This window comes from Streptomyces sp. NPDC037083, assembly GCF_055606485.1.
Genome location: NZ_JBVJSQ010000005.1, coordinates 102,908 through 127,270 on the forward strand (window position 1 = coordinate 102,908; position 24,363 = coordinate 127,270).

General features: G+C 71.1%; 16 protein-coding genes, 1 tRNA gene and 1 pseudogene. 11 read left to right on the forward strand and 7 right to left on the reverse strand.

Translation table 11 applies throughout. The features are described 5' to 3' along the window. The first annotated feature begins 176 nt into the window (after window positions 1-176). Window positions 177-362: an antitoxin gene (locus ACZ7DE_RS15240; protein WP_470761269.1), complete on the forward strand. Its 186-nt coding sequence runs from the start codon at window positions 177-179 to the stop codon at window positions 360-362. Window positions 363-445: 83 nt separating this feature from the next. Here the strand turns inward: ACZ7DE_RS15240 and mfd are convergent, their stop codons facing one another. The 3 genes from mfd to ACZ7DE_RS15255 all read right to left on the reverse strand — a co-directional run bounded on the left by mfd (window position 446) and on the right by ACZ7DE_RS15255 (window position 7,601). Next, window positions 446-3,979 (reverse strand): transcription-repair coupling factor, encoded by a 3,534-nt coding sequence (gene mfd / locus ACZ7DE_RS15245; RefSeq protein WP_470761270.1) that lies wholly within the window; start codon window positions 3,977-3,979, stop codon window positions 446-448. A 257-nt stretch (window positions 3,980-4,236) separates the two neighbouring features. Beyond that, a complete protein-coding gene (locus ACZ7DE_RS15250; protein WP_470761271.1) occupies window positions 4,237-6,816 on the reverse strand; it encodes an ABC transporter permease in 2,580 nt (859 codons plus the stop codon). After that, window positions 6,813-7,601, reverse strand: coding sequence for an ABC transporter ATP-binding protein (locus ACZ7DE_RS15255; RefSeq protein WP_470761272.1), 789 nt, complete (start codon window positions 7,599-7,601; stop codon window positions 6,813-6,815). Before ACZ7DE_RS15255 ends, ACZ7DE_RS15250 begins: the two co-directional genes overlap by 4 nt. A 465-nt stretch (window positions 7,602-8,066) precedes the next feature. Between ACZ7DE_RS15255 and ACZ7DE_RS15260 the strand changes: the two genes are divergently transcribed. The 3 genes from ACZ7DE_RS15260 (at window position 8,067) to ACZ7DE_RS15270 (ending at window position 11,927) form a co-directional block, all read left to right on the forward strand. Further along, window positions 8,067-9,605 (forward strand): MFS transporter, encoded by a 1,539-nt coding sequence (locus tag ACZ7DE_RS15260; protein WP_470761273.1) that lies wholly within the window; start codon window positions 8,067-8,069, stop codon window positions 9,603-9,605. Between the two features lie 286 nt (window positions 9,606-9,891). Continuing rightward, window positions 9,892-10,320 (forward strand): DUF485 domain-containing protein, encoded by a 429-nt coding sequence (locus ACZ7DE_RS15265; RefSeq protein ID WP_470761274.1) that lies wholly within the window; start codon window positions 9,892-9,894, stop codon window positions 10,318-10,320. After that, window positions 10,317-11,927: a sodium/solute symporter gene (locus tag ACZ7DE_RS15270; protein ID WP_470761276.1), complete on the forward strand. Its 1,611-nt coding sequence runs from the start codon at window positions 10,317-10,319 to the stop codon at window positions 11,925-11,927. Before ACZ7DE_RS15265 ends, ACZ7DE_RS15270 begins: the two co-directional genes overlap by 4 nt. 46 nt (window positions 11,928-11,973) lie before the next feature. On the opposite strand, the gene ACZ7DE_RS15275 is transcribed toward ACZ7DE_RS15270, so the two are convergent. From ACZ7DE_RS15275 to ACZ7DE_RS15285, 3 genes are all read right to left on the reverse strand, one after another. Continuing rightward, entirely contained in the window at window positions 11,974-12,858 is an 885-nt protein-coding gene (locus ACZ7DE_RS15275; RefSeq protein WP_470761278.1) for a DivIVA domain-containing protein, read from the reverse strand. A 190-nt stretch (window positions 12,859-13,048) separates the two neighbouring features. Further along, window positions 13,049-15,916: an SUKH-4 family immunity protein gene (locus ACZ7DE_RS15280; protein WP_470761281.1), complete on the reverse strand. Its 2,868-nt coding sequence runs from the start codon at window positions 15,914-15,916 to the stop codon at window positions 13,049-13,051. Window positions 15,917-15,924: 8 nt separating this feature from the next. Further along, window positions 15,925-16,959, reverse strand: a complete 1,035-nt coding sequence (locus tag ACZ7DE_RS15285) for an SMI1/KNR4 family protein (RefSeq protein ID WP_470762019.1) — start codon at window positions 16,957-16,959, stop codon at window positions 15,925-15,927. 305 nt (window positions 16,960-17,264) lie between these two features. Between ACZ7DE_RS15285 and ACZ7DE_RS15290 the strand changes: the two genes are divergently transcribed. Beyond that, window positions 17,265-17,846, forward strand: a complete 582-nt coding sequence (locus tag ACZ7DE_RS15290; RefSeq protein ID WP_470761283.1) for a YwqJ-related putative deaminase — start codon at window positions 17,265-17,267, stop codon at window positions 17,844-17,846. Between the two features lie 65 nt (window positions 17,847-17,911). Next, a complete protein-coding gene (locus tag ACZ7DE_RS15295) occupies window positions 17,912-18,406 on the forward strand; it encodes an SUKH-3 domain-containing protein (RefSeq protein WP_470761285.1) in 495 nt (164 codons plus the stop codon). 40 nt (window positions 18,407-18,446) lie between these two features. Here the strand turns inward: ACZ7DE_RS15295 and ACZ7DE_RS15300 are convergent, their stop codons facing one another. Then, window positions 18,447-19,727 carry a sensor histidine kinase gene (locus tag ACZ7DE_RS15300; protein ID WP_470761287.1) on the reverse strand — a complete coding sequence of 427 codons (1,281 nt, stop codon included), beginning with the start codon at window positions 19,725-19,727 and terminating at the stop codon, window positions 18,447-18,449. A 166-nt stretch (window positions 19,728-19,893) separates the two neighbouring features. Here ACZ7DE_RS15300 and ACZ7DE_RS15305 point away from each other — a divergent pair. The 5 genes and pseudogenes from ACZ7DE_RS15305 (at window position 19,894) to ACZ7DE_RS15325 (ending at window position 24,310) form a co-directional block, all read left to right on the forward strand. Beyond that, window positions 19,894-20,753 (forward strand): annotated as a pseudogene (locus tag ACZ7DE_RS15305) (hypothetical protein). A 23-nt stretch (window positions 20,754-20,776) separates the two neighbouring features. Then, a tRNA-Gln gene (locus ACZ7DE_RS15310) sits at window positions 20,777-20,851 on the forward strand. A gap of 111 nt (window positions 20,852-20,962) precedes the next feature. Next, window positions 20,963-22,411, forward strand: a complete 1,449-nt coding sequence (glmU, locus tag ACZ7DE_RS15315) for a bifunctional UDP-N-acetylglucosamine diphosphorylase/glucosamine-1-phosphate N-acetyltransferase GlmU (protein ID WP_470761289.1) — start codon at window positions 20,963-20,965, stop codon at window positions 22,409-22,411. A 134-nt stretch (window positions 22,412-22,545) separates the two neighbouring features. Then, complete coding sequence (locus ACZ7DE_RS15320; protein WP_470761291.1) at window positions 22,546-23,520, forward strand: ribose-phosphate diphosphokinase; 975 nt, start codon at window positions 22,546-22,548, stop codon at window positions 23,518-23,520. A 193-nt stretch (window positions 23,521-23,713) separates the two neighbouring features. After that, the gene (locus tag ACZ7DE_RS15325) at window positions 23,714-24,310 is read left to right on the forward strand and encodes a 50S ribosomal protein L25/general stress protein Ctc (protein ID WP_470761293.1); all 597 of its coding nucleotides are present in this window, start codon (window positions 23,714-23,716) and stop codon (window positions 24,308-24,310) included. The last annotated feature ends 53 nt before the right edge of the window (window positions 24,311-24,363 follow it).

Sequence of the window (24,363 nt, forward strand, 5' to 3'; positions counted from 1 at the left end):
GCCTGCCCGCTGCCACCCCGCACAGGGCGGATTCCCCTGCCGGGCACTCGCACACACGGTAGCGAGGGGGCGCGCGGAGGCGGCCTGGAGGTCCAGGCCATCAGCACCCAAAGTGAGCATCCGTCGCATCTCGGGAATATCACCTGTGGAGAGTCCTCCCCCGGAAGGAGCTCTGGATGGGCATCTTCGACAGGTTCAAGAGCAACAGGGCGGCCCAGGACAAGGCCAGGAACACGTCCGACACCGCCGAAGGGGCGGCCAACGAGAAGACGGGCGGCACGCACGAGTCACAGGTCGACTCCGGGCAGCGCAGGCTGCACGAGCGGCTCGGCATGGACGAGGACCGGCCCGAACAGCCGTAACCCGGGCCCTGCCGAGACCCAGCCGGGACGGCCCGTGCGGAGCCGTCCGCGGAGCCGACGCTCCCTGGACGGCTCCGCCGCCGTCACGACCCCAGCACCGACGCCAGGAACTCGCCCACCCAGCCCAGGAGTTCGCGGCCGACCAGCGGCTTGCCGCCGACCTTCGCCGTCTTCGGGCGGGGCACGAGGACCTGGTGCGCGGCCGGCTTGATGACCGACCCCGGGTACAGCCGCTTCAGCCGCAGCTCCTGCGACTCCCTCAACTCCACCGGCGCGAAACGGATGTTGGCGCCCTGCAGCACGATCTCACCGACGCCGCACGCACGGGCCAGCATCCGCAGCCCGGCCACCAGCAGCAGGTTCTCCACCGGCTCGGGCAACTTGCCGTAGCGGTCGACGAGTTCCTCGCGGACGGCCTTGACGTCGTCCTCGGAGTTGGCGGAGGCGATGGACCGGTAGGCCTGCAGGCGCAGCCGCTCGCCGGGCGCGTAGTCGTGCGGGACGTGCGCGTCGACCGGCAGCTCGATCTTGACCTCGAGCGGCGGCTCCTCCTCGATCCCGCCGGTCTCCAGCTGGCGCCGGTAGTCCGCGACGGCCTCGCCGACCATCCGCACGTACAGGTCGAAGCCGACGCCCGCGATGTGCCCGGACTGCTCACCGCCGAGCAGGTTGCCCGCGCCGCGGATCTCCAGGTCCTTCATCGCCACGTACATGCCCGCGCCCATCTCCGTGTGCTGGGCGATCGTGGCGAGACGCTCGTGGGCGGTCTCGGTGAGGGGCTTCTCCGGCGGGTAGAGGAAGTACGCGTAGCCGCGTTCCCTGCCCCGGCCCACCCGGCCGCGCAGCTGGTGCAGCTGGGACAGGCCGAAGGTGTCTCCCCGCTCCACGATCAGCGTGTTGGCGTTGGAGATGTCGATGCCGGACTCGACGATCGTCGTCGAGACGAGCACGTCGAACTTCTTCTCCCAGAAGTCGACGACGACCTGTTCCAGCGCCGACTCCGACATCTGGCCGTGGGCGGTGGCGATGCGCGCCTCGGGCACGATCTCGCGCAGCCGGGCGGCCGCGCGGTCGATCGACTCGACCCGGTTGTGGATGTAGAAGACCTGGCCCTCGCGCAGCAGTTCGCGGCGGATGGCGGCGCCGATCTGCTTCTGCTCGTAGGGGCCGACGAAGGTGAGCACCGGGTGGCGCTCCTCCGGCGGGGTGGTGATCGTCGACATCTCGCGGATGCCGGTCACCGCCATCTCCAGGGTCCTGGGGATCGGGGTCGCCGACATCGTCAGGACGTCGACGTTGGCGCGGAGCTTCTTCAGCTGCTCCTTGTGCTCCACGCCGAAGCGCTGCTCCTCGTCGACGATGACCAGGCCGAGGTCCTTGAACTTCGTCTCGGAGGAGAACAGGCGGTGGGTGCCGATGACGACGTCCACGGAGCCCTCGCGCAGGCCCTCCAGGGTGGCCTTGGCCTCCGTGTCGGTCTGGAAGCGGGAGAGGGCTCTGACGTTCACCGGGAACTGCGCGTACCGCTCGCCGAACGTGCCGAAGTGCTGCTGCACCAGCAGCGTCGTCGGCACGAGGACGGCGACCTGCTTGCCGTCCTGGACGGCCTTGAAGGCGGCCCGCACGGCGATCTCCGTCTTGCCGTAGCCCACGTCTCCGCAGATCAGACGGTCCATGGGGACCGTCTTCTCCATGTCGTCCTTGACCTCGGCGATGGTGGTGAGCTGGTCGGGCGTCTCCGCGTAGGGGAAGGCGTCCTCCAGCTCGCGCTGCCAGGGGGTGTCCGTGCCGAAGGCGTGGCCGGGGGCCGCCATCCGCGCGCTGTACAGCTTGATCAGGTCGGCGGCGATCTCCTTGACGGCCTTCTTCGCGCGCGCCTTGGTCTTCGTCCAGTCCGCGCCGCCGAGCCGGTGCAGGGTGGGGGCCTCGCCGCCGACGTACTTGGTGATCTGCTCGAGCTGGTCGGTCGGGATGTAGAGGCGGTCGCCGGGCTGGCCGCGCTTGGCGGGCGCGTACTCCACGACGAGGTACTCGCGGGTGGCGCCCTGGACGGTGCGCTGCACCATCTCGATGTAGCGGCCCACGCCGTGCTGCTCGTGGACGATGTAGTCGCCCGCCTCCAGGGTGAGCGGGTCGATGGTCTTCCTGCGGCGCGCGGGCATGCGCGCGCCGTCCTTGCCGGCCGCCTTCTGGCCGGACAGGTCGGTCTCGGTGAGGACGGCGAGGCGCAGCGCGTGGTCGACGAAGCCGTAGTCGATCGAGCCGCAGGACACGTGCACGACGGACGGGCCGAGCTCGGTCAGGTCGGCGTCGAGGCGGGCCGCGACGCCCTCGCCGCCGAGCACCTCGACGGTGCGGGCGGCGGGGCCGTGCGCCTCGGTGACGAAGACGACGCGCCAGCCGTCGGCCAGCCAGCCCTTGGTGTCGGCGAGGGCCTTGGCGGTGTCGCCGCGGTAGGTCTCGGGGGCGCGCATGCCGAGCTGGAGGGTGTCCGCCTCCAGCTCCAGGTCGGCCGCGAACGGCGACACCGACCACCACATCATGTCCAGCTCGCGCGCGTGGTCGCGGACGTCGGCGATGGACCACAGGGAGGCGGCGTCGACGTCGATGGGGGCGTCCCCGCCGCCGGCCGTGGCGGCCCAGGACGCCTGCAGGAACTCCTGCGAGGTCGCCACGAGGTCGGCGGCACGCGTGCGTACCCGCTCCGGGTCGCAGACGACGGTCATCGCGCCCTTGGGCAGGACGTCGATGAGCAGTTCCATGTCGTCGACGAGCACCGGGGCCAGCGACTCCATGCCCTCGACGGCGATGCCCTCGGCGATCTTTCCGAGCAGCTCGCCCAGCTCGGGGTGCTGTTCGGCCAGGTCACGGGCGCGTGTGCGCACGTCGTCCGTCAGCAGGAGTTCACGGCACGGCGGGGCCCACAGGCCGTGCTCGGCGACTTCGAGGGAGCGCTGGTCGGCGACCTTGAAGTAACGGATCTCCTCGACGTCGTCGCCCCAGAACTCGACGCGCAGGGGGTGTTCCTCGGTGGGCGGGAACACGTCGAGGATGCCGCCCCGCACGGCGAACTCGCCGCGCTTCTCGACGAGCTCCACGCGCGCGTAGGCGGCCGCGGCGAGCGCTTCGACGGTCTCGTTCAGGTCGGCCGTCTGTCCGGAGCGCAGGGCCACCGGTTCCAGGTCGCCGAGGCCCTTGACCTGCGGCTGGAGCACCGACCGGATGGGCGCGACGACCACCGAGACCGGGCCGGTCTCCGGGTCGTCGGGGCGCGGGTGGACCAGCCGGCGCAGGACGGCGAGGCGGCGGCCCACCGTGTCGCTGCGGGGGCTGAGGCGCTCGTGCGGCAGCGTCTCCCAGGAGGGGTACTCCACGACGCGGTCGGGCGGGAGCAGCGAGCGCAGGGCAGCGGCCAGGTCCTCGGCCTCGCGGCCGGTGGCCGTGACGGCGAGGACCGTGCAGGTGGTCTCGCGGGCCAGGGCGGCGATCGCGAAGGGGCGGGCCGCCGGGGGGCCGACCAGGTCGACGTGCATGCGGTTGCCGTCAGCGGCCGCGGGGATGGCTTCCGCGAGGGCGGCGTCCTTGACGACGGCGTCGAGCAGACCGTGCAGGCTCATGGAGGGCTTTCCGTCCGAGGGGCCGGGTACGTCCCGTGTTCTCGGGTTACGGGCGTACCGGGTCCGGGGTGGGCAACGCGAAGGGCCCGACGCGTGTCACGGGCCGGGGGGTGTCCAGGGTACGACGGGGCGCCGACGTTCGCCGGGGGCTGTGGAAACCCCTGCGCCCCGTGGGCCGGGGCGGGCCGCGGGACGCGAAGGAGCCCGGCACCGAGAAGACCCCCGTTCTTCTCGGCGCCGGGCTGGTTCAGGCGGCCCTAGTCCGTCGCGATGGCGTTCAGGACGTTCATGCGGCCCGCGCGGAACGCCGGGATCAGTGCCGCGAACAGGCCCACGAACGCGGAGCCGATGAACACCCCGATGATCGTCGGCCAGGGGATCTCGAGGACGTTCAGGCCCTGCAGGGCGAGGAGCTGCTGGGCGGTGGCGCCCCAGCCCATGCCCAGGCCGAGGCCGAGGAGGGCGCCGAAGAGGGCGATGACGACCGACTCCATGCGGATCATGCGGCGCAGCTGACGGCGGGAGAGGCCGATCGCCCGCATCAGGCCGATCTCCCTGGTGCGCTCCACCACCGACAGGGCCAGGGTGTTCACCACGCCCAGGACCGCGACGATGATCGCGAGGGCGAGCAGGCCGTAGATCAGGTTGAGCAGCTGCCCGATCTGGTCCTTCAGCTGCTGCTTGTAGTCGGTCTGGTCGCGCACCGTGTACTGCGGGTAGCCGTGCAGCGCCGTCTTCAGGGCCGTGTAGGCCGTGTCCTGCTGCCCGTCCTTCGCGGTGGCGAAGACCAGCTGGTCGAGCGGCATCCTGTCGGCCGGCACGTACTTGGCGAGCGTGGCGGTGGAGATGTACTTGGCGCCCTGGTCGACGACGTCGTCGCTGCTGGTGATCGCGCGGACCGTCAGACGGGCCGTGGCGCCGTCCTTGAAGGCGACCTTGATCTTCGAGCCGACGTGGATGCCGTGGGCCTCGGCGAACTTCTCGTGCACGGACATCGAATCCGGCAGGTAGGCGTCGGCGAGCTTTCCGGCGACGGTCGTCCTGCGCAGGTCGGACGCGTACGTCGGGTCCGCCGCCGTGATGTCCGTGTTCTTGAGCGTCTTGCCGTCGGGGGTGGTGTAGTCCGCCTCGGCGGTCCTGTACTCGGTGACCCGCTTCAGGCCCGGCGTCGCCTTGATGGCCTGCACGGCCTGCGGGGTCACGAGCTGACCGCTGTCGCTCTGGATGATGAAGTCCGTGCCGACGCTCTTGTCGAGTTCCTCGGTGGCGGAGGCGACCATGGAGGAGCCGACCACCGACAGACAGGCGACCAGCGCGAGGCCGATCATCAGGGCCGCGCCGGTGGCGCCCGTGCGGCGCGGGTTGCGCAGCGCGTTGCGCTCCGCCATCCGTCCGACCGGGCCGAACGCCCTGAGCAGGATCGCGCCGAGCACCCGGACGACCGCTCCCGCGAGGAGCGGGCCGATCACCACGAACCCGATCAGGCTGAACACCACGCCCAGGCCGAGCCACAGGGAGCCCTCGGCGGCCTTGTCGGCGGCGGAGGCGAGGTAGAGGCCCGCGCCGCCGGTGCCGGTGAGCAGCAGACCGATGACGGCCCGCACGGCGCCGGCCTTGGCGTCGGCCGGGGCGCCCGCGTCGCGCAGCGCGGCCATCGGGGAGACCTTGCCGGCGCGGCGGGCCGGGAGGTAGGCCGCCAGCACCGTGACGACGATGCCGAGGACCATCCCGATCACCGGGGTCGTCCAGGCGACCGTCAGGTCGTCCGTGGACAGGTTCATGCCGGTCATGCCCATGAGCTTCATCAGGCCGACGGCGATGCCGACGCCCGCGCCGACCCCGAGGACCGAGCCGACCACGCCCAGCAGCAGGGCCTCGACGAGCACCGAGCGGTTGACCTGCTTGCGGCTGGAGCCGATCGCCCGCATCAGGCCGATCTCACGGGTGCGCTGCGCGACCAGCATCGAGAAGGTGTTGATGATCAGGAAGATGCCGACGAGGAAGGCGATCCCGGCGAAGCCGAGCATCGCGTACTTCATCACGTTCAGGAAGTCGCCCACGTCCTCGCGGTTGGCGTCGGCGGTCTCCTTGGCGGTCTGCACCTTGTAGCCGGCGCCGATCGCGGCCGTGACGTTCTTCTTCAGCTGTGCGTCGCTCACCCCGGCCGCGGCCGTGACGTTGACGTTCGTGTAGACGTTCGACTCGCCGACCAGGGCCTTCTGGGCGGTCGCGGTGTCCAGGTAGAAGATCGCCGCGCCGGGATTGGTGACCTGGAAGGCGGCGATGCCGGAGATCTTCGCGGCGTGCGTGCCGACCGCGCTGATCACGGCGATCTCGTCGCCGAGCTCGAGGTGGTGCTTGTCGGCGGTGTCCTCGTCGACCATGACCTGGCCGGAGCCCTTCGGCGCCGCACCTTCGGTGATCTTCATGGTGCGGGATTCGTTGCCGTTCCAGCTGCCGACGACGGTCGGCGCGCCGCTGGACGGCGACAGGCTGTCCTTGTCGGCGTCGACGACGGTCACCGCGCTGGAGAACACCGCCCCCTCCGCCGACTTCACGCCCTGCGCCTTGCGTACGCCGTCGAGCACGGAGGCCGCCATGACCGGCGGCTTGCCGTTGCCGGCGGTCGTCTCACCGGTGTCCGAGGCGCCCTTCGCGCTCACCGTCACGTCGGAGGAGGTGGCGGCGAAGAGCTTGTCGAAGGTGGTGTTCATCGTGTCGGTGAACACGAGCGTCCCGCAGACGAACGCCACCGACAGCAGGACCGCCACGGCCGACAGGGCCATGCGTCCCTTGTGCGCGAAGAAGTTGCGCAGGGAGGTCTTCATGACGGTCATGACGTACGCCCCCGCGCGTCGAAGTCCTTCATGCGGTCCAGGACGGTCTCGGCGGTCGGCTTGAACATCTCGTCGACGATCCGGCCGTCGGCGAGGTAGAGCACCCGGTCCGCGTAGGAGGCGGCCACCGGGTCGTGCGTGACCATCACGATGGTCTGGCCCAGCTCGTCCACCGAGCGGCGCAGGAAGCCCAGGACCTCGGCGCCGGCGCGCGAGTCGAGGTTTCCGGTCGGCTCGTCACCGAAGATGATCTCCGGCCGGGCGGCCAGGGCGCGGGCCACGGCCACGCGCTGCTGCTGACCGCCGGAGAGCTGGGTGGGACGGTGCTTGAGGCGGTCGGCGAGCCCGACGGTCTCCACGACCTGGCTCAGCCACGCCTTGTCGGGCTTGCGGCCGGCGATGTCCATCGGCAGCGTGATGTTCTCGAGCGCGTTCAGCGTGGGCAGCAGGTTGAACGCCTGGAATATGAAGCCGATCCGGTCCCGGCGCAGCTTGGTGAGCTTCTTGTCCTTCAGTCCGGTGATCTCGGTCTCGTCCAGGTAGATCTGCCCGGACGAGACGGTGTCGAGACCGGCGAGGCAGTGCATCAGGGTGGACTTGCCGGACCCCGAGGGGCCCATGATCGCGGTGAACTGACCGCGGGCGATGTCCACGTCGACGTGGTCGAGGGCGACGACGCGGGTCTCCCCGGACCCGTACGCCTTGACGACCTGCCGCGCCCGCGCGGCAACGGCCGTACGCCCTCCAGTGCCCCCGTGCCTGGGAATGGTCACAGCCGAAGTCACGGTGAATCTCCTATGTCGTCTGTCATGAACGGTTGCGCGGCGCCTCGGGCGACGGTGCTCGGTGCTGCCCGGCGGTGAAGCGCTGCGTCGAAGAGTCTGTCGGCGGGAGGGGGTCCGGCGCGCTGGTGCTCGGGCCCGTCTTCCCGGGGGGTTAACCCCACCCCGCGGCAGGGGGGTCGACCGCCCCCCCTGCCGGTCCCCGTCCACCCCCGTCGACGGCGTAAAGCCAGGTTAAGGAGCGGGTGGGGCCCGTCTCCTCCTCCGCCGGTACGAACCCTCCCCCAGCCGTAGTACGGAGGTACCCCTAGGGGCAGTCCACCGCCGGGTGGAGAGGCGCTCGGGGTCGTCTCCACCCTGCGGCCCATCCAGGCTGTGCCCTCCCGTCGCGTGAGGGTCAAGTGGGAAGCTGACCTCCGGCAGATAGGTGCAAGGGGCACGGGGACACGGGGAAGCAGGGGGCATCCGGTGGGGGACACGAGACCCGCGGCGCGCGAGGCCGCCCGGCCGGCGCGGGCGCACCGGCGCGGAGCGGTGGTCGCCGCGCTCATGCTCTCCATGGCGCTGGCCGCGCTCGACTCCACCGTCGTCTCCACGGCCGTCCCGCAGATCGTCGGCGACCTGGGCGGGTTCTCCGTCTTCTCCTGGCTCTTCTCCGGCTATCTGCTCGCCGTGACGGTCACCCTGCCGGTCTACGGCAAGCTCTCCGACACCTTCGGCCGTAAGCCGGTGCTGGTCGTGGGGGCGGCCCTGTTCCTGCTCGGCTCGCTGCTGTGCGCGCTGGCCTGGAACATGGGCGCGCTGATCGCGTTCCGCGTCGTGCAGGGCCTGGGCGGCGGGGCGCTGCAGGGCACCGTGCAGACCCTCGCCGCCGACCTGTACCCGCTGAAGGAGCGTCCGAGGATCCAGTCGAAGCTGTCCACGGTGTGGGCGCTCTCGGCGGTCGCGGGGCCCGGTCTGGGCGGGCTGCTGGCCGCCTACGCCGACTGGCGCTGGATCTTCCTGGTCAACCTGCCCGTCGGGGCGGTGGCGTTGTGGCTGATCGTCCGTCATCTGCACGAACCGCACAGGCAGTCCGGGCGGGAACGGCGGCCACGCGCGCGTGTCGACTGGGCGGGCGCGCTGGCGGTGTTCGCGTGCGGCGGGGTGCTGCTGACCGCGCTGGTGCAGGGCGGGGTGGCCTGGCCGTGGCTGTCGGCGCCGTCGCTGGCCCTGTTCGGCGCAGGGGCGGCGCTGGCCGGTCTCGTCGTGGTCGTCGAACGCCGCGCCGCGGAGCCGATCATCCCCGGCTGGGTGTGGCGGCGCCGGACGATCGCCGCGGTCAACCTCGCCCTGGGCGCGCTGGGCCTGCTGATGGTGGCCCCGACGGTGTTCCTGCCGACGTACGCCCAGTCGGTGCTGGGCCTCGGGCCGGTGACCGCCGGGTTCGTCCTGTCGGTGTGGACCCTGAGCTGGCCCCTCTCCGCCGCCCTCAGCCAGCACGTGTACCGGCGCATCGGCTTCCGCGACACCGCGCTGCTGGGCGTCGGGGCGGCCACGCTGATCCTGCTCGCGTTCCCGCTGCTGCCGTATCCGGGCCGGGCCTGGCAGCCGACCGCGCTGATGCTGCTGCTCGGCGCCGCGCTGGGCCTCTTCCAGCTTCCGCTCATCGTCGGCGTGCAGTCGACGGTCGGCTGGTCGGAACGGGGGACGACGACGGCGTCCGTGCTGTTCTGCCGGCAGACGGGCCAGACGGTCGGCGCGGCCGTCTTCGGGGCGGTGGCCAACGGGGTGCTGGCGGCCCGCCTGGGCGGCGCGGGCGACCTGGAGTCCGTCACCCGCGCTCTCGACGCCGGCGCCGCGCCGGATGCCACCCGGCACGCCATCGCGAGCGCCGTGCACGCCGTCTATCTGGGCGCCGCGTGCGCGGCGGCGCTCGCCTTCCTGGTGCTGCTGTGCGTGGCGCCGAGACGGTTCCCGGTCCTGGGCGACACCGGCGACCGACCGGGCGACGCCGGCGACCGATGACGCAGGCGGCCCTCGCCACCGGTCCGCCTCCCGGGGGGCCCGGGCCGCCGCCGAAGGCCGTCCGCTTCCGCCCGTTCCTCCGCCGGACCGTCCACGGGATCCGCACAAGGTGGTGTTAACGCGGGTAACACCCCAGGTCAGGCAACGTTTTGGGTAGTAAGCGCATACCGACCAGCCAGTTTGGTGAAAAGGCTTCGCAGCCGCCGTACTCCCGAGTAGCGTGCGTCCCTCGCCCCCCACCTCCCTGCGGTCCGCCGCCACGGACCCGAGCCATGCAAGGAGCGGGATGTACCACCACCCGTCACGCCCCGACCCCACCTACCCCTGGCAGCCGCCGCCCCCACCGCCCGAGCCGCATCGACGACCCAACTCCCACCACGCCCCGGCGGGGCACCACAGCGACCTGCGCCTCCTGCGCGGCGCCTACCGCCGTCAACGCCGGGTGGCCACGCTCACCGCGCTCGGCTACTTCGTCGTCTTCCTCGTCCTGTCGGCGTTCGCGCCGTCCCTGATGACCGGCACGCTCGCCCCCGGGCTGCCCGCCGGACTGCTGCTCGCCCTGATCCAGCTGCCCGTCACGGGGCTGGCGATCGTCCTGTACGAGCACACCGCCCGCCGCCACGTGGACCCGCTCGCCGAGCGCATCCGCAGACTCTCCGAGATCGACGCCCGGCGGGACGCCCGGGAGACCCGCCCCAAGGGAGCCGGACGATGACCGAGTTCAGCGACGACGCGCAGACCATGTCGCTCGTGGCGTTCACCGCCGTCGCCACCATCACGCTGCTGCTGTGCGTGATGACCGGCCCCGACCGCGACGACCTCGGCGAGTTCTACACCGGCTACCGCTCCCTCTCCCCGCTGCGCAACGGCCTCGCCATAGCGGGCGACTACATCTCCGCGGCCACCGTCCTGGGCACCGGCGGCGTGATCGCCCTGTGCGGCTACGACGGCGTCGTCCTCGCCCTCAGCACCGCGCTCTCCCTGATGCTGCTGATGTTCCTGCTGGCCGAACCCCTGCGCAACGCGGGCAGGTTCACCATGGGCGACGTGCTGGCCCGCCGGATGCCGGGGCGCGCGGTGCGCATCACGGCCTGCGCGGTCACCCTGGCCGCACTGCTGCCGATGATGCTCGTGCAGCTCGCCGGCACCGGCCAGCTCATCGCCTTCATCCTCGGGTTCTCCGGCGACTCGGTGAAGACGGGCTGCGTCGTCTGCATGGGCGTGCTGATGATCAGCTACGCGGCGATCGGCGGCATGAAGGGCACCGCCCTCATCCAGATGCTGAAGATCGTCACCCTGCTCGGCTCCGGCGCCGCGATCTCCCTGATCGTCCTCCACCGCTTCGACTGGAATCCCGGCGCCCTCTTCGACGCGGCGGCCGAGGGCAGCGGGGTCGGCGACGCCTTCCTGCGCTCGGGCCTGGAGTTCGCCGACGGCCCCTACCCCCGCCTCGACATGATCACCACCCAGCTGTCGGTCGTGCTCGGCGGCGCCTGCCTGCCGCACATCACCATGCGCATGTACACCGCCTCCAGCGCCCGCCAGGTGCGCCGCTCGATGTCCTGGGCGGTGTCGGGCGTCGCCCTGTTCGTGCTGATCATCACGGTCGTCGGCTTCGGCGCGACGGCGTTCCTGGGACGCGCGCTGATCGCACAGGCCGACCCGCGGGGCAACACCGCCTACCTGCTGGGCTCCCGGGCCGCCTTCGGCGCCGACGTCTCCGCCGCCGAGACCCTCCTCTTCACGACGGTCACGACGGCGATCTTCCTCACCGTGCTCGCCTCCGTGGCCGGCATGATCCTGGCCTGCGCCAACTCCCTGGCCCACGACGTCTTCGCCGCCCGCGACCCGCAGATGACCCCGCGCCGCGAGATGCTCCTGGCCCGGCTGTCCGCCCTGGCCGTGGGCGCCCCGACGATCCTGCTGGCCGCCCAGGTCCAGCACCGCAGCCTCCAGCCCCTGGTCACCCTCTCCTTCTGCCTCGGCGCCTCGGCGCTCGCCCCCGCCCTGGTCTACAGCCTCTTCTGGCGCCGCTACACCCGGACCGGTCTCCTCGCCACGCTCATCGGCGGCACGGTGTCCGTCCTGGTGCTGATGCCGGGCACGAACCTCGTCTCGGGCTCCGCCCTCGCGGCGTTCCCCGAGGCGGACTTCAACTGGTTCCCCTTCACCACCACCGGCATCGTCACCGTTCCCCTCGGCTTCGCCTTCGGCTGGCTGGGCACGGTCCTCTCGGGCCACCAGAAGGCGCAGGACCAGCGCCGCGAGTACGAGGCGGTGGAGGGCTGGATCCTGGCGGGGGCGGCGCGCAGGGAGAACTGACGGCCTCTCCACCGTTCCACCGCGCGGCGGGGGGCCGGGCGGACGTTCACTCCGCCGGGCTCCCCGTGAGGGCCTTCAGGCTCTCCTGGACCTGGTCCATGTGCGCGTGCACCTCGTCCCAGCATTCGCCGTGTTCACGCAGCACCCGCTCCGTCTCCCGGGCCACGCGCTCCTCCCGGAGGTGGGCCTCGGCGATGACCTGGGCGGCCACCGCCTGGGCCTCCTCCTCACGCCGGCGGGACGACTCCTGGGCCTCGGCGACCTCCCGCTCCGCCTCGGCCAGGGCCTCCTCGGCACGGGCCATCGCACGGGCGTGCTGCGCGTCGAGGGCGGCGGCACGCTCGGCGGCCTCGCGCTCCGCCGCGGCCAACCGCTCGGCGTGCTCCTTCTTCGGTTCGACGAGCAGGGCGGCGGTGCGCCGCCGCACGTCGCGCAGCTCCCCGAGTGCGCCGCCGCGCAGGTCCTTCAAGTCGCGCCGGGCACGGACCCGGATCCCGTGCGCCTCGGCGTTGGCGGCGTCCTGCCGCCGCCGGACGTGTTCCTCGGCCTCCGCGCGGGTCGCGTCCGCCTGTTCCTGCGCGGTCCGGCGCACCATGACAGCGCGCGCCTGGGCCTGCGCGACCTCCTCCTGTGCTTCGCGCCGGGCGTTCTCGACCAGGTCCGCCGCCTCCTTCTCCACGAGCTCGAAAAGATGCCGTGCACGCTCTCCGAGGGCGTCGTAGTCCTGCCGCGCGAGCCCTTTCACCTCCTCACGCAGCTGCTCGGCCTCCACCGACATCTCCTTGACGAGCCTGGTGAGCCGGGCGACCCGGTCCCAGGCGGCGTCGCGTTCGGCGGAGAGCGCGGCGGTGTACGCCTCGACCTCCTTGGGCCGGTAGCCCCGTCCGAGAACGGTTGCGAACCCAGGTGACGGCACCCGTGCACTGCTCATCCTTTAGCCCCTCTCCACCAGACAGACGCGAAATGATTATTTCGGTCATATCTTGATGTATCGGGCATAAGTGTTCATAACGCGACACTCCGAATGCGGTCACGGGCGATCCCGGACACGAAAAAGGGCCGGACCCGGTCACACGACCCGGCCCGGCCCTCCACACACAGATGTCAGCGGGACATACGCCTCACAGCAGCCCGTCCCACATCTGCTCCAGCAGCACCGACCACCAGCTCTCCGGCGAACCCAGCGCCGCCGGGTCGAGCGCGGCCAACTGCGCCTGGAAGTCGACGGTCCAGCGCCCCGCCTGCTCCTGGTTCAGACCGAACCTGAGCCGCCACATCCGCCCGAGCAACGCCAGACAACGCGCGAACTCCGGCAGCCCCGTGTTCACGAACTGCGGCGGCACGGACGCCCCGCCCGGCCCCGCCTCCACCGGCACGGCCACGATGTTCGCCGTCCCGTACTGCACGCAGATCGCCTTGCCGAAGTCACTGCCCATGACCAGGTACGAACCCGCGTCCGGGGCCGGCTGCACACCCCGCTCGGCCGCCAGCTCCGCCAGCGTCGGCACCGGCCGCCCCGGCTGCGCCTGCGCCCAGAAGAACGGCCCCATGTCCGCCGGCAGACCGGCCACCACCAGCGTGTGCGCCACCACCGGCGGCACACCCTGCCGCGACACCGCCGCCTGCTCGAACCGGAACACGGCCGGCCCGAACACCGCCGCCAGCTCCTGCCCGACCGCCTCCGGCGGAACCGGCGGCACGGGCTGCACCGGCGGCAACGGCGCACGAACGGGCCCCGGACGCGCCGGCCCGTCCGCCACCTGGTGCAACTCGCCCTGGTGCGCCAGCAACTGCTGCATGCCCTGCTGCCGGCTCGAGTGATCCGTGCCGTACGGCGCGATGCTCGTGATCCTCGCCTGCGGCCACTGCTCCCGGATCATCCGCGCGCAGTACGCCCCCGGCAGCTCGCACGACTCCAGCTCCGTGTGCAGCTCCAGCACCTGGTCCGGCGGCACGTTCATCGCCCGCAGCTCGTGGAAGATCTGCCACTCCGGATGCGGCGTCCCCGGCGCCGAACGCCGGATCAGCTGCTGCTCGGAACCGTCCTGCGCGCGGTAGCGCAGCACCGCCTGATAACCCGGGCCGACGATCGGCAGCCCCTGCTGCTGCGGATACCCGTACGCCTGCGGCTGCCCGGGCACCGGCCCGCCCGGCGGCGGCATCGCACCCGGCGGCATCGGCGGCTGAGGACCCCCCGGAGCCATCCCCGGACCCCCCGGAGCCATGCCGGGGGCACCCTGGGCCATGCCCGGACCACCTGGGGCGCCCGGGAACGCGGGCGCGCCGGGCGCACCCGGGGCGTGCGGCGGCGGAGGCGCACCAGGACCGCCCTGCGAGGGCCCGGCCAGCACCGTCCGAGCCTGGTGGGCGGCGCCCTGCCCGCCCCCCGCCGAGCCGTGCGGGCCCGGACCGCCGGGAGCGCCGGGAGGCTGCGGTGCACCTGGGGCAGCCGGGGCGCCGGGCACACCCGGGGCGCCCGGCGGCTGCGGCGCCCCCGCACCCGGGCCCATCCGACCGGGGTCGGCGAGCATGGTCGCGGCGTGGTGTACGCCGCCGGGAGGCGTGCCCCCGGGCGGGTTCGGCCCGGCGGGCGGGTTCGGCGCACCGGGCGGCCCGGGCGGCTGCGGCGCGCCGGGACCGGCGGGTCCGCCAGGTGCACCCGGTCCCCCGGGCCCGTCGGGGCCCAGGGCCGACACCAGCTGCGTGGGAACGTAACCGCCCGCCGGAGTGCCCGGCGCACCCGGGCCGGAGGACGCGGGCGGCGGCGTACCGCCCGGACGGGCACCCGGCGCTCCCGGCGCGCCGGGCGGAGGCGGCGGCGTCGCCCCTCCGCCACGGGCACGACGCGGCGGCGGCGCGGCCTTGCTGGTCGCGGCGTCGGCGATGTCACCGGCGTTCGGCGCGAGCCCTCGCGCCGGTCCGCCCGGCCCACCCGGCCCACCCGGAGCGGCGGGAGGATGGACGGCACCCGCGCCCGGCGGCGGAGTCCCCGGTCCCCCGGGCGCACCGGCCCCCTGCGGATAGCCGTACGACGAACCAGCCGGACCGGACGGCGCACCCGGCGCGCCCTGCGCCCCAGGCCCGCCCGAAGCACCACCGGGGCCGCCCTGGCCGCCGGCACCACCCGCACCACCGGGGCCACCCGGGCCCGAAGGGTCGAGCGCGGGCGCGACCGCGGTGGGCGGGAGCCGGCTGCCGCCGGACATCAGCGCCGTCTTCGCGTCCGGCGCCGCCGAAGGCGGCCCCGCCTCGTCGTCGGAACCGCTCAGCGGAGGCGCGAACACGGTCGCGGGCAGCGGAACGGAACGATCGTCGCCCGCGTCCGCGTTGGTGTCCGTCCCCGCCCACGGTGTCGCGCCCGCGGGAGCGGCCGGCCCCGCCGGAGCGGCGGCCGCAGAGGCCGCGCCCGCACCCGCGGGAACCCCGCCCTGCGTCTCGGGCAGCCCGCTCCCGGGCACCCCGCCCTGCGTCCGCGGAAGCGCAGGATCACCGCCGGGCACGGCCACCGGGCCGCCGGCGCCGACGGAGGCTCCCGCACCCGAACCCGAACCGGAACCCGAGCCCGCAGCCGAACCGGCCCCGCCGTCACCCGCACCCGCGTCCCGCCGGTCCGCGATGCCCAGCTTGTCCGCCGCCTCCTGCAACCACTCCGGCGGCGACAACAAGAACGACGTCTGATTCAGATCCACCCGCGCCGCAGGCGCCGGCGCCGCATCCTCGGGCGCGTCGGGACGGCCGTACTCCTCCTCGTACCGACGGATCACCTCACCCACCGGCACCGCCGGCCACAACGTGGCCTCCCCGCTGTCCCGGGCGATCACCAGCCGCTGCGCACCCCCGTCCGAACGCGGCCCCTCCGCACGGTCCTCGGCCCACACCACGAACCCGAGCTCGAACTCCCGCACCCGCACCTCACGGTGCTGATACGCCGGCACATCCCCGTTGATCCACTCTTCGGCGCGCTCCTGCGCCTGCGCGAACGTCACCATCGCTCAGCTCACTCCCCCGCACCCACGGACGACACGGACGACACCGGAACCGCCCGCGCGAACCCGCCGTCCACCATCAGATTCGCCACCGTCTCCAACTCCGGCGGATTACCGGCCAACCGCGACAGAAAGACGTCGAAGTCCTCACCGCACGGCAACAGCAACCGCTCCATCCGTTCCGCCGGCGACCACCCCGGATCCACGTCCCGCACGTCGTCATACGCACAGAACCACACCGAACCGGCCCGCTCACCCCGCACCTTCACGGCCAGCAGCCCGCCCTGCACGAAAGCGACGCCCAGAAAGTCCTTCGTCAGATGATCACGCAGACACTTGTTCACATACACCAGGTCATTGACCGCCGCCTCGTCCCGCACCGTGAAGAACGGCTGGTCCACCAGCAGCCCCAACTCCGCGTCCAGCGCCGCGCCCACCGGCGCACAACCGCCCGCCGCCTTCACGAACGACCGATACGCCCCCGGCAGCCGATACCCCAGATCCTCCTCGACCCCCTGCACCTGCTGCTCCGTCACCGCCACACCCGACTTCGGCAGCCCGAAATGCGCAGGACGCGTCTCCTGCAACGGCCGCGTCCCCCGCTTCGACTGGTCCACCACCGCCGTCGACACCCCACCGTGATGCCGCAACAACGCCTTCACCTCGACCGGGACCAGCTCCAGCCGCCGCGAACCCACCACGTGATGCCACGTCCAGCCATGCGGAGTCGCCACCGCGGACACCGTGTCCCACAGCTCGTGCCCCGAAGCCGCCAACGCCGCGTTCGCCGACACGTAGTCCGTCAACCGCAACTCGTCCACGCCGAAACCCTCCGGCGGATCCGCGATCTCCGCGACCGCACGCGCATACGGCGAGAAGTCCGGGTAGCCCCGCTCGTCCACCCGCACACCCCTGGGGTGCCGTGCCGCCCGGACCGGATCCGGGAAATGCACGACCTGCCCGGCATAGGCCGCGTTCGGCGGCGTGGCCTGTCCCCCAGCCTGGCGGCCGGGAGGTGCCCCCAGCCCGAGCCGACCTGTCGTCATGGCGGTTGCCCCCTGCGGCACTCTGTACGGCCCGCAGCGGCCGGTTCCGCTTCCGGACCCGCCCACCACGCCCGTATCGACTGTCTCCAACAAGCTCCGACGCGCGTCAACCGCGCGCTCACGGTGCCGACAGCCTATGCGGTACGACGACAGCGGTCACCGGCCCTCCACTTCCGTGACCAGCCGTCACCCCGCCGTGACAGCCCGCCCAAACCCGGGCGTGTCGCACCGCCCCAGCTTCCGCACCCGCCACGCCATTTGGCACCCTGTGACCTTCCGGGGGATGCACGGAGGGGAAAACGATCATGAATGCGACACAGACGGGGTCACACACCGGCAGGTCCGACGACCTGCATCACCGCACCACGGGCGACCACCACACCACCCCCACCGCCGAACCGCACACCGGCACCGGCGACCCCCGCATCGGCTGGTCCGCCACCGAAACCCCCCACACCCCCACCCTCCGCCACCGCCGCGACGGCATACTCCCCACCGTCGCCGCCGCCCTCTCCGTCCGCGGCACCACCCTCACCGGCACCGCCGCCCGCGGCGACCGCCCCCCACCCCTGCACCCCCTCGTCCAGGACTTCCTCGACACCCTCACCAGCGCCCAACGCGACCGCTTCACCGGCCGCTGCGCCGAAGCACTCCTCATCTCCCGCCACATCGCCACCGCCGACGCCGCCCGCAGCCGACGCGCCGCACGCCGCCCCATGAGCAACGGCGAAGCCCGCAAAACCCTCAAACAAGCCAAACTCACCACCCGCCGCATCCGCGAGGACGGCGACCCCCTCCACGGCAGCTTCGCCAACCCCTGCCGCGCCTGCACCGCCCTCAGCGACCACTTCGGCGTCCGCATCGTCGACCCCACGACCGGCGACTGACCCGAACACCCCCGGCCACCCCCCACACCCGGCCACGCACCACCAGCACGACGAACGAAGGGCAGATGCACCCCGACCGCACCTCCTCCACCCGCTTCCCCGTACCCGTCGACGCCGCCCTGCGCGCCGCCGGCTGGCAACCCGGACGCTGGGACATCAAACAAGCCGAAATCTGGGCCGACACCCTGCGCGGACACACCTCACCCGCCGGCCACCGCCACGCCGTCTTCCCCGCCGCCGTCGAAGCCTGGGCCGAATTCGGCGGACTCACCATCACCCCCACCGGCCCCGGCCGCCAGATCGCCCCCACCACCCTCCACCTCGACCCCCTCCACGGCCTCCACCTCGCCCGCACCCTCGCCGACCTCGGCCGCGCCCTCGACACCGACGTCGCCCCCCTCGGCACCGAAACCGACACCGACTCCCTCCTCGCCATCGACGCCGAAGGCCGCGTCTACGCCCTCGACCACACCGGCGACTGGTACCTCGGCCCCGACATCGACCACGCCCTCGGCACCCTCACCGCCGGCATCGAACCCATCCGCCTCACCGCAGGCTGATCCCCCAGCCACACCAGCACCACAGACCCCTCACCCGGCACTACGACGCCGGAATCACCGCCGACACCCGAAAACCCCCCGCCTCCGTCGGCCCCGACACGAACACCCCGCCCAACGCCGTCACCCGCTCCCTCATCCCCACCAAACCATTGCCCCCCGACGGCAACCCCGCCGCCGACGCCGCCCCCACCTCAGGCGGCGCACCGTTCTCCACCTGCATCGCGATCTCCGCCACCCGATGCGCCAACCGCACATGCGTCTTCGCCCCCGCCGCATGCTTGTGAGCGTTCGTCAACGCCTCCTGCACCACCCGATACGCCGTCTGCTCGATCTCCGGCGCATACGACCGCACATCACCCTCCACCGACAACTCCACCACCATCCCCGCAGCCGCCGACTGCCCCACCAACTCCTCCAACTCCTCCAGACACGGCCCCTCACCCTCCTCCACCACCGCCGAAGCCACCGCAACCAACGGCACCGACGCAGCCCGCACCCCCGAACCACCACTGCGCAACACCCCGAGCATCTCCCGCAACTCGGTCAACGCCTGCCGCCCCATGTCCCCCACCAACACCGCGTTCCGCACGGCCTTCTCCGGATCCTTCCGCGCCACCGCCTGCAACGCCGCCGCATGCACCACCATCAAACTCACCCGATGAGCCACCACGTCGTGCATCTCCCGCGCGATCCGCGTCCGCTCCTCGCCCCGCGCCCACTCCGCACGCTCCTCCGCCCGCTCGGCGAGCAACTGCAACTCCCGCTCAAGACTGTCCGCCCGCTCCCGCAGACTCTCCATCAACCGACGCCGCGCCCCCACATACATCCCCAGCAACAACGGCGGCGCCGTCAACCCCAACGACGTCGTGATCGCCGCGAACGGGACGAACCAGTCCCCCATCGTCAACGTCCCCCGCGCCATGCTCTGCCGCACCTGCACGAACGTCACGATCAACGTCCCCACCAACTGCATCCCCGCCAACGAGGCGATGATCCGCCGAGGCAGCTCCGACGCGGCCAGCGTGTACAGCCCCACGATCCCCATCAGAAAACCCATCTGGGCCGGCGTGATCGCGATCGCCACCAACACCACCGCGATCGGCCACTTCCGCCGCACCACCAACACCGACCCGGCCAGCGCCCCGAACACCACCCCCGCCGCCACCGGAATCCCGGCGTCCCGCGCGAACGGAACCCCCTCCACCGCACACTCCACGGCGGACACGAGCCCCAGGCTCCAGTCGAACGCCGCGCTACGCCGTCTGCTCCACCACAACGGCCCTCCCCGGGCCGCCGTGTCCGCTTCCCCCGTCGTGGTCATGACTCCACCCTACGGGCGCAGCCCCCGCCTTTTCCGGCGACTTTCTCCGACTGACCCACACCACACACCGTAACCGAACAACATCGAAACCCACCGGTATCCCTCGAACTGCTGAACCACGCCCGTTCGACCCCGGAACCGAGCATTCCGCTCGGACGGTATGCACATGGCACATTCCGATGGCAAGTACGCGGACTTCGAGGCCCTCCGTGAACGGGCGGTCGCCCTACGGCGCGAGGGCCTCAGCCGACGGCAGATCCGCGACGAGCTGAAGATCTACAACAACGACACCCTCAACCGACTGGTGAAGGGTGAGCCGCCGCCTGCGTGGACGAAGCGCTCAAGGGCGAAGGACGACCTGCGGGCCAGGGCGAGGGAGCTGCGGCTTCAGGGCTGGAGTACAACGAGATCCAGGCAGAGCTAGGGTGCTCGAAGAGTTCGATCTCACTCTGGGTACGCGATCTCGCCCACCCCCAGCCCAAGTGCACCCCGGAGGAAGGGCGGGAGCGCATGAACGCGGGATTGGCACGCCTACAGGCTTCCCGCGAGCAGGCACGTGAGGCCACGAAGCAGGAGGCGGCGAAAGCCATCGGGACACTGTCGGATCGCGAACTGTTCCTCGCCGGCGTTGCCCTTTATTGGGCCGAGGGCACCAAGGACAAGCCCCACGCCCGCCGGGAGTGCGTGGAGTTCGTCAACAGCGACCCGGGAGTGATCAACGTCTTGCTGGCCTGGCTGGACCTGCTGGAGGTGAGTCGAGACCGACTGCACTGCCGCGTCATGATTCACGAGTCCGCGGACGTCCTCACAGCCGAGCAGTACTGGTCCGACCTGGTCGGCGTCGACACGTCGGCTTTCGGCAAGACCGTCCTCAAGAACCACAACCCGAGGACCGTGCGCAAGAACACGGGAGACGCCCACCGAGGCTGCCTCGGCATCAAAGTGCGACAGGGGGCCGATCTTTACCGTCGCATCGAAGGCTGGTGGTGCGGCATAGTAGGAAGCGCCACTCGACGACCGGAGTAAATGTCCGGTTTAGTCGAGAATATTCCCCTGTGGTGTAATTGGCAGCACTGTGGCTTTTGGTGCCATATGTCCGGGTTCGAGTCCTGGCGGGGGAGCCATGCTCGGTTCGGGTCCTGACCTAGGCAGGTCGGGACCCACTCTCATGTCGCCCGAGAAACGCCCCGGTATCCTTCGGATGTCCCACCTCTCCACAGCCGAAGGGCAACTCCGTGAGCGCCATTCGCCCGGCAGCCGTCGTCGTACTCGCAGCGGGTGAGGGCACCCGTATGAAGTCGGCCATACCGAAGGTTCTCCACGAGATCTGCGGCCGCAGCCTCGTGGGTCACGTGCTGGCCGCCGCCCGCGAGCTGGACCCGGAGAACCTGGTCGTCGTCGTCGGGCATGCCCGCGAGAAGGTCACCGCGCACCTCTCCGAGGTCGACGCCGCCGTGCGCACCGCCGTGCAGGAGGAGCAGAACGGCACCGGGCACGCCGTCCGGATGGGGCTGGAGCAGCTCGGCGGCGGTGTGGACGGGACCGTGGTGGTCGTCTGCGGTGACACCCCGTTGTTGACGGGTGCGACGCTGGCCGAGCTGGCGGCGACCCATCGGGCGGACGGGAACGCGGTCACGGTGCTGACGGCCGAGGTGCCGGATGCGACCGGGTACGGGCGGATCGTGCGGGACGAGGCTTCGGGTGCGGTGACGGGGATCGTCGAGCACAAGGACGCGTCGGAGGCGGTGCGGGCGATCCGGGAGATCAACTCCGGGGTGTTCGCGTTCGACGGGCAGCTTCTGGCGGAGGCGTTGAAGAAGGTCCGGACGGACAACAGTCAGGGTGAGGAGTACCTGACGGACGTGCTGGGGATTCTTCGTGAGGCGGGTCACCGTGTCGGTGCGTCGGTGGCTGCCGATCACCGTGAGATCGCCGGCATCAACAACCGGGTGCAGCTCAGTGAGGCGCGTCGCATCCTGAACGACCGGCTGCTGACCGCGGCGATGCTGTCGGGTGTGACGGTCATGGATCCGGCGTCCACGTGGGTCGACGTGACGGTGACGTTCGAGCAGGACGCGGTGGTCCTGCCGGGCACGCAGTTGCTGGGCTCGACGCATCTCGGTGAGGGTGCGGAGGTCGGTCCGAACAGCCGGCTGACGGACACGAAGGTCGGTGCGGGGGCGCGGGTCGACAACACGGTGTCGTACAGCTCCCAGATCGGCGCGAACGCGTCGGTGGGGCCGTTCGCGTACCTTCGTCCCGGTACCCGTCTGGGGGCGAAGGGCAAGATCGGCACCTACGTGGAGACGAAGAACGCCTCGATCGGCGAGGGTTCGAAGATTCCGCACCTGTCTTACGTCGGTGACGCGACGATCGGCGAGTATTCGAACATCGGTGCTGCCAGTGTGTTCGTGAACTACGACGGGCAGGACAAGCATCACACGACCGTCGGGTCGCACTGCCGGACGGGTTCGGACAACATGTTTGTGGCGCCTGTCACGGTCGGGGACGGTGCGTACACCGCTGCCGGGTCCGTGATCACGAAGGATGTGCCGCCCGGTTCGTTGGCCGTGGCCCGTGGTCAGCAGCGGAATATCGAGGGTTGGGTGGCTCGTAAGCGTCCGGGCAGTGCGGCGGCGAAGGCGGCTGAGGCGGCCTCTCGTCAGGGCGAAAGCGAAAGCTGACCGGAAACAGGTACGTCGGACTCGGCGTACCGTGATAAGTGCACATTCGCACCCCACCAGCTGAGACGGCCGCGTCGCGCCCAGTGGCGAGGTCTCTCGACGTCCAGCTGAGACACCTCTGAGGAGACAGTGCTGTGACCGGGATCAAGACGACCGGCGAGAAGAAGATGATGTTCTTCTCCGGCCGCGCCCACCCCGAGCTTGCCGAGGAGGTCGCCCACCAGCTGGGTGTCGGGGTCGTCCCGACGAAGGCCTTCGATTTCGCCAATGGTGAGATCTATGTGCGTTATCAGGAGTCGGCGCGCGGTGCGGACTGCTTCCTGATCCAGAGCCACACGGCTCCGATCAACAAGTGGATCATGGAGCAGTTGATCATGATCGACGCGTTGAAGCGTGCGTCGGCGCGTTCGATCACCGTGATCGTGCCGTTCTACGGGTATGCCCGTCAGGACAAGAAGCACCGTGGGCGTGAGCCGATCTCGGCGCGTCTGATCGCGGACATGATGAAGACGGCGGGTGCGGACCGGATCCTGACGGTGGATCTGCACACGGACCAGATCCAGGGCTTCTTCGACGGCCCGGTGGACCATCTCTTCGCTCTTCCTCTGCTCGCGGACTATGTGGGCAGCAAGGTGGACCGCAAGAAGCTGACGGTGGTCTCGCCGGACGCGGGCCGGGTGCGGGTCGCGGACCGCTGGTGTGACCGGCTGGGCGCGCCGCTGGCCATCGTGCACAAGCGGCGTGACAAGGACGTGGCGAACCAGGTGACGGTCCATGAGGTCGTGGGCGAGGTCAAGGGCCGGGTCTGTGTGCTGGTGGACGACATGATCGACACGGGTGGCACGATCTGTGCGGCTGCGGACGCGTTGTTCGCGCACGGTGCGGAGGATGTCATCGTGACGGCGACGCACGGTGTGCTGTCGGGTCCGGCGGCGGATCGTCTGAAGAACTCGAAGGTGAGTGAGTTCATCTTCACGAACACGCTTCCGACTCCGGGTGAGCTGGAGCTGGACAAGATCACGGTGCTGTCGATCGCGCCGACGATCGCGAGTGCGGTGCGTGAGGTGTTCGAGGACGGTTCGGTGACGAGCCTGTTCGACGAGCAGTAGGTCGTCCGCCTCCTGGGTTGATCGATTTTTCTGTGGCCTCCCTGGCCGAGTAGACTGCTCAAGTTGCTCGGCGAGGGAGGCCGTTTCCGTTCCTGATGGTTCGGGGATGCGGCTGTCCGTTATCGACGCGCTCTTCGTAGCAGGCCGTTCGTGGCCGGGTGACCACCGTTTCCCAGTTCTACGAGGAGTGATCATGTCCGAGGTCAAGATCTCCGCCGAGACCCGCAGCGAGTTCGGCAAGGGTGCGGCCCGCCGTATCCGTCGTGACAACAAGGTTCCCGGCGTTCTGTACGGTCACGGTTCCGACCCGCTGCACCTGACGCTTCCGGGTCACGAGCTGCTGCTGGCGCTGCGTACGCCGAACGTGCTGATCGCGCTGGACATCGACGGCAAGACCAACGAGCTGGCGATCCCGAAGTCGGTGCAGCGTGACCCGATCAAGGGTTTCCTGGAGCACGTCGACCTGCAGCTGGTCAAGCGTGGCGAGAAGGTCAACGTCGAGATCTTCGTGCACACCGAGGGTGAGCTGGCGCCGGGCGGCAACCTGCTCGAGCACGTGCTGAACGCGCTGCCGGTCGAGGCCGAGGCCACTCACATCCCGGAGTCGGTGACGGTCTCCGTCGAGGGTCTGTCGGCCGGTGACTCGGTTCTCGCCAAGGACATCCCGCTGCCGAAGGGCACCAAGCTGGGTGTGGACGGCGAGACGGTCGTCCTGCAGGTTCTGGCCGCGCAGGCGGAGGAGGCCCCGGAGGGCGAGTCCGCCGAGGGCGAAGAGTCCGCGGAGGCCTGACCGGCGGTGGGGCCGCCGTTGTCGTGATGTCGGTGTGCCGGCGTCCGGCGCTG

Excerpts from the sequence above, each read along its gene's own strand:
- ACZ7DE_RS15270 (WP_470761276.1), top strand. The coding sequence starts at position 10,317 with ATGACCGAGTTCAGCGACGACGCGCAGACCATGTCGCTCGTGGCGTTC.
- ACZ7DE_RS15250 (WP_470761271.1), bottom strand. The coding sequence starts at position 6,816 with ATGACCGTCATGAAGACCTCCCTGCGCAACTTCTTCGCGCACAAGGGA.
- ACZ7DE_RS15295 (WP_470761285.1), top strand. The coding sequence starts at position 17,912 with ATGCACCCCGACCGCACCTCCTCCACCCGCTTCCCCGTACCCGTCGAC.
- ACZ7DE_RS15290 (WP_470761283.1), top strand. The coding sequence starts at position 17,265 with ATGAATGCGACACAGACGGGGTCACACACCGGCAGGTCCGACGACCTG.
- ACZ7DE_RS15300 (WP_470761287.1), bottom strand. The coding sequence starts at position 19,727 with ATGACCACGACGGGGGAAGCGGACACGGCGGCCCGGGGAGGGCCGTTG.
- ACZ7DE_RS15325 (WP_470761293.1), top strand. The coding sequence starts at position 23,714 with ATGTCCGAGGTCAAGATCTCCGCCGAGACCCGCAGCGAGTTCGGCAAG.
- ACZ7DE_RS15265 (WP_470761274.1), top strand. The coding sequence starts at position 9,892 with ATGTACCACCACCCGTCACGCCCCGACCCCACCTACCCCTGGCAGCCG.
- ACZ7DE_RS15285 (WP_470762019.1), bottom strand. The coding sequence starts at position 16,959 with ATGACGACAGGTCGGCTCGGGCTGGGGGCACCTCCCGGCCGCCAGGCT.
- ACZ7DE_RS15240 (WP_470761269.1), top strand. The coding sequence starts at position 177 with ATGGGCATCTTCGACAGGTTCAAGAGCAACAGGGCGGCCCAGGACAAG.
- ACZ7DE_RS15275 (WP_470761278.1), bottom strand. The coding sequence starts at position 12,858 with ATGAGCAGTGCACGGGTGCCGTCACCTGGGTTCGCAACCGTTCTCGGA.
- mfd (WP_470761270.1), bottom strand. The coding sequence starts at position 3,979 with ATGAGCCTGCACGGTCTGCTCGACGCCGTCGTCAAGGACGCCGCCCTC.
- ACZ7DE_RS15280 (WP_470761281.1), bottom strand. The coding sequence starts at position 15,916 with ATGGTGACGTTCGCGCAGGCGCAGGAGCGCGCCGAAGAGTGGATCAAC.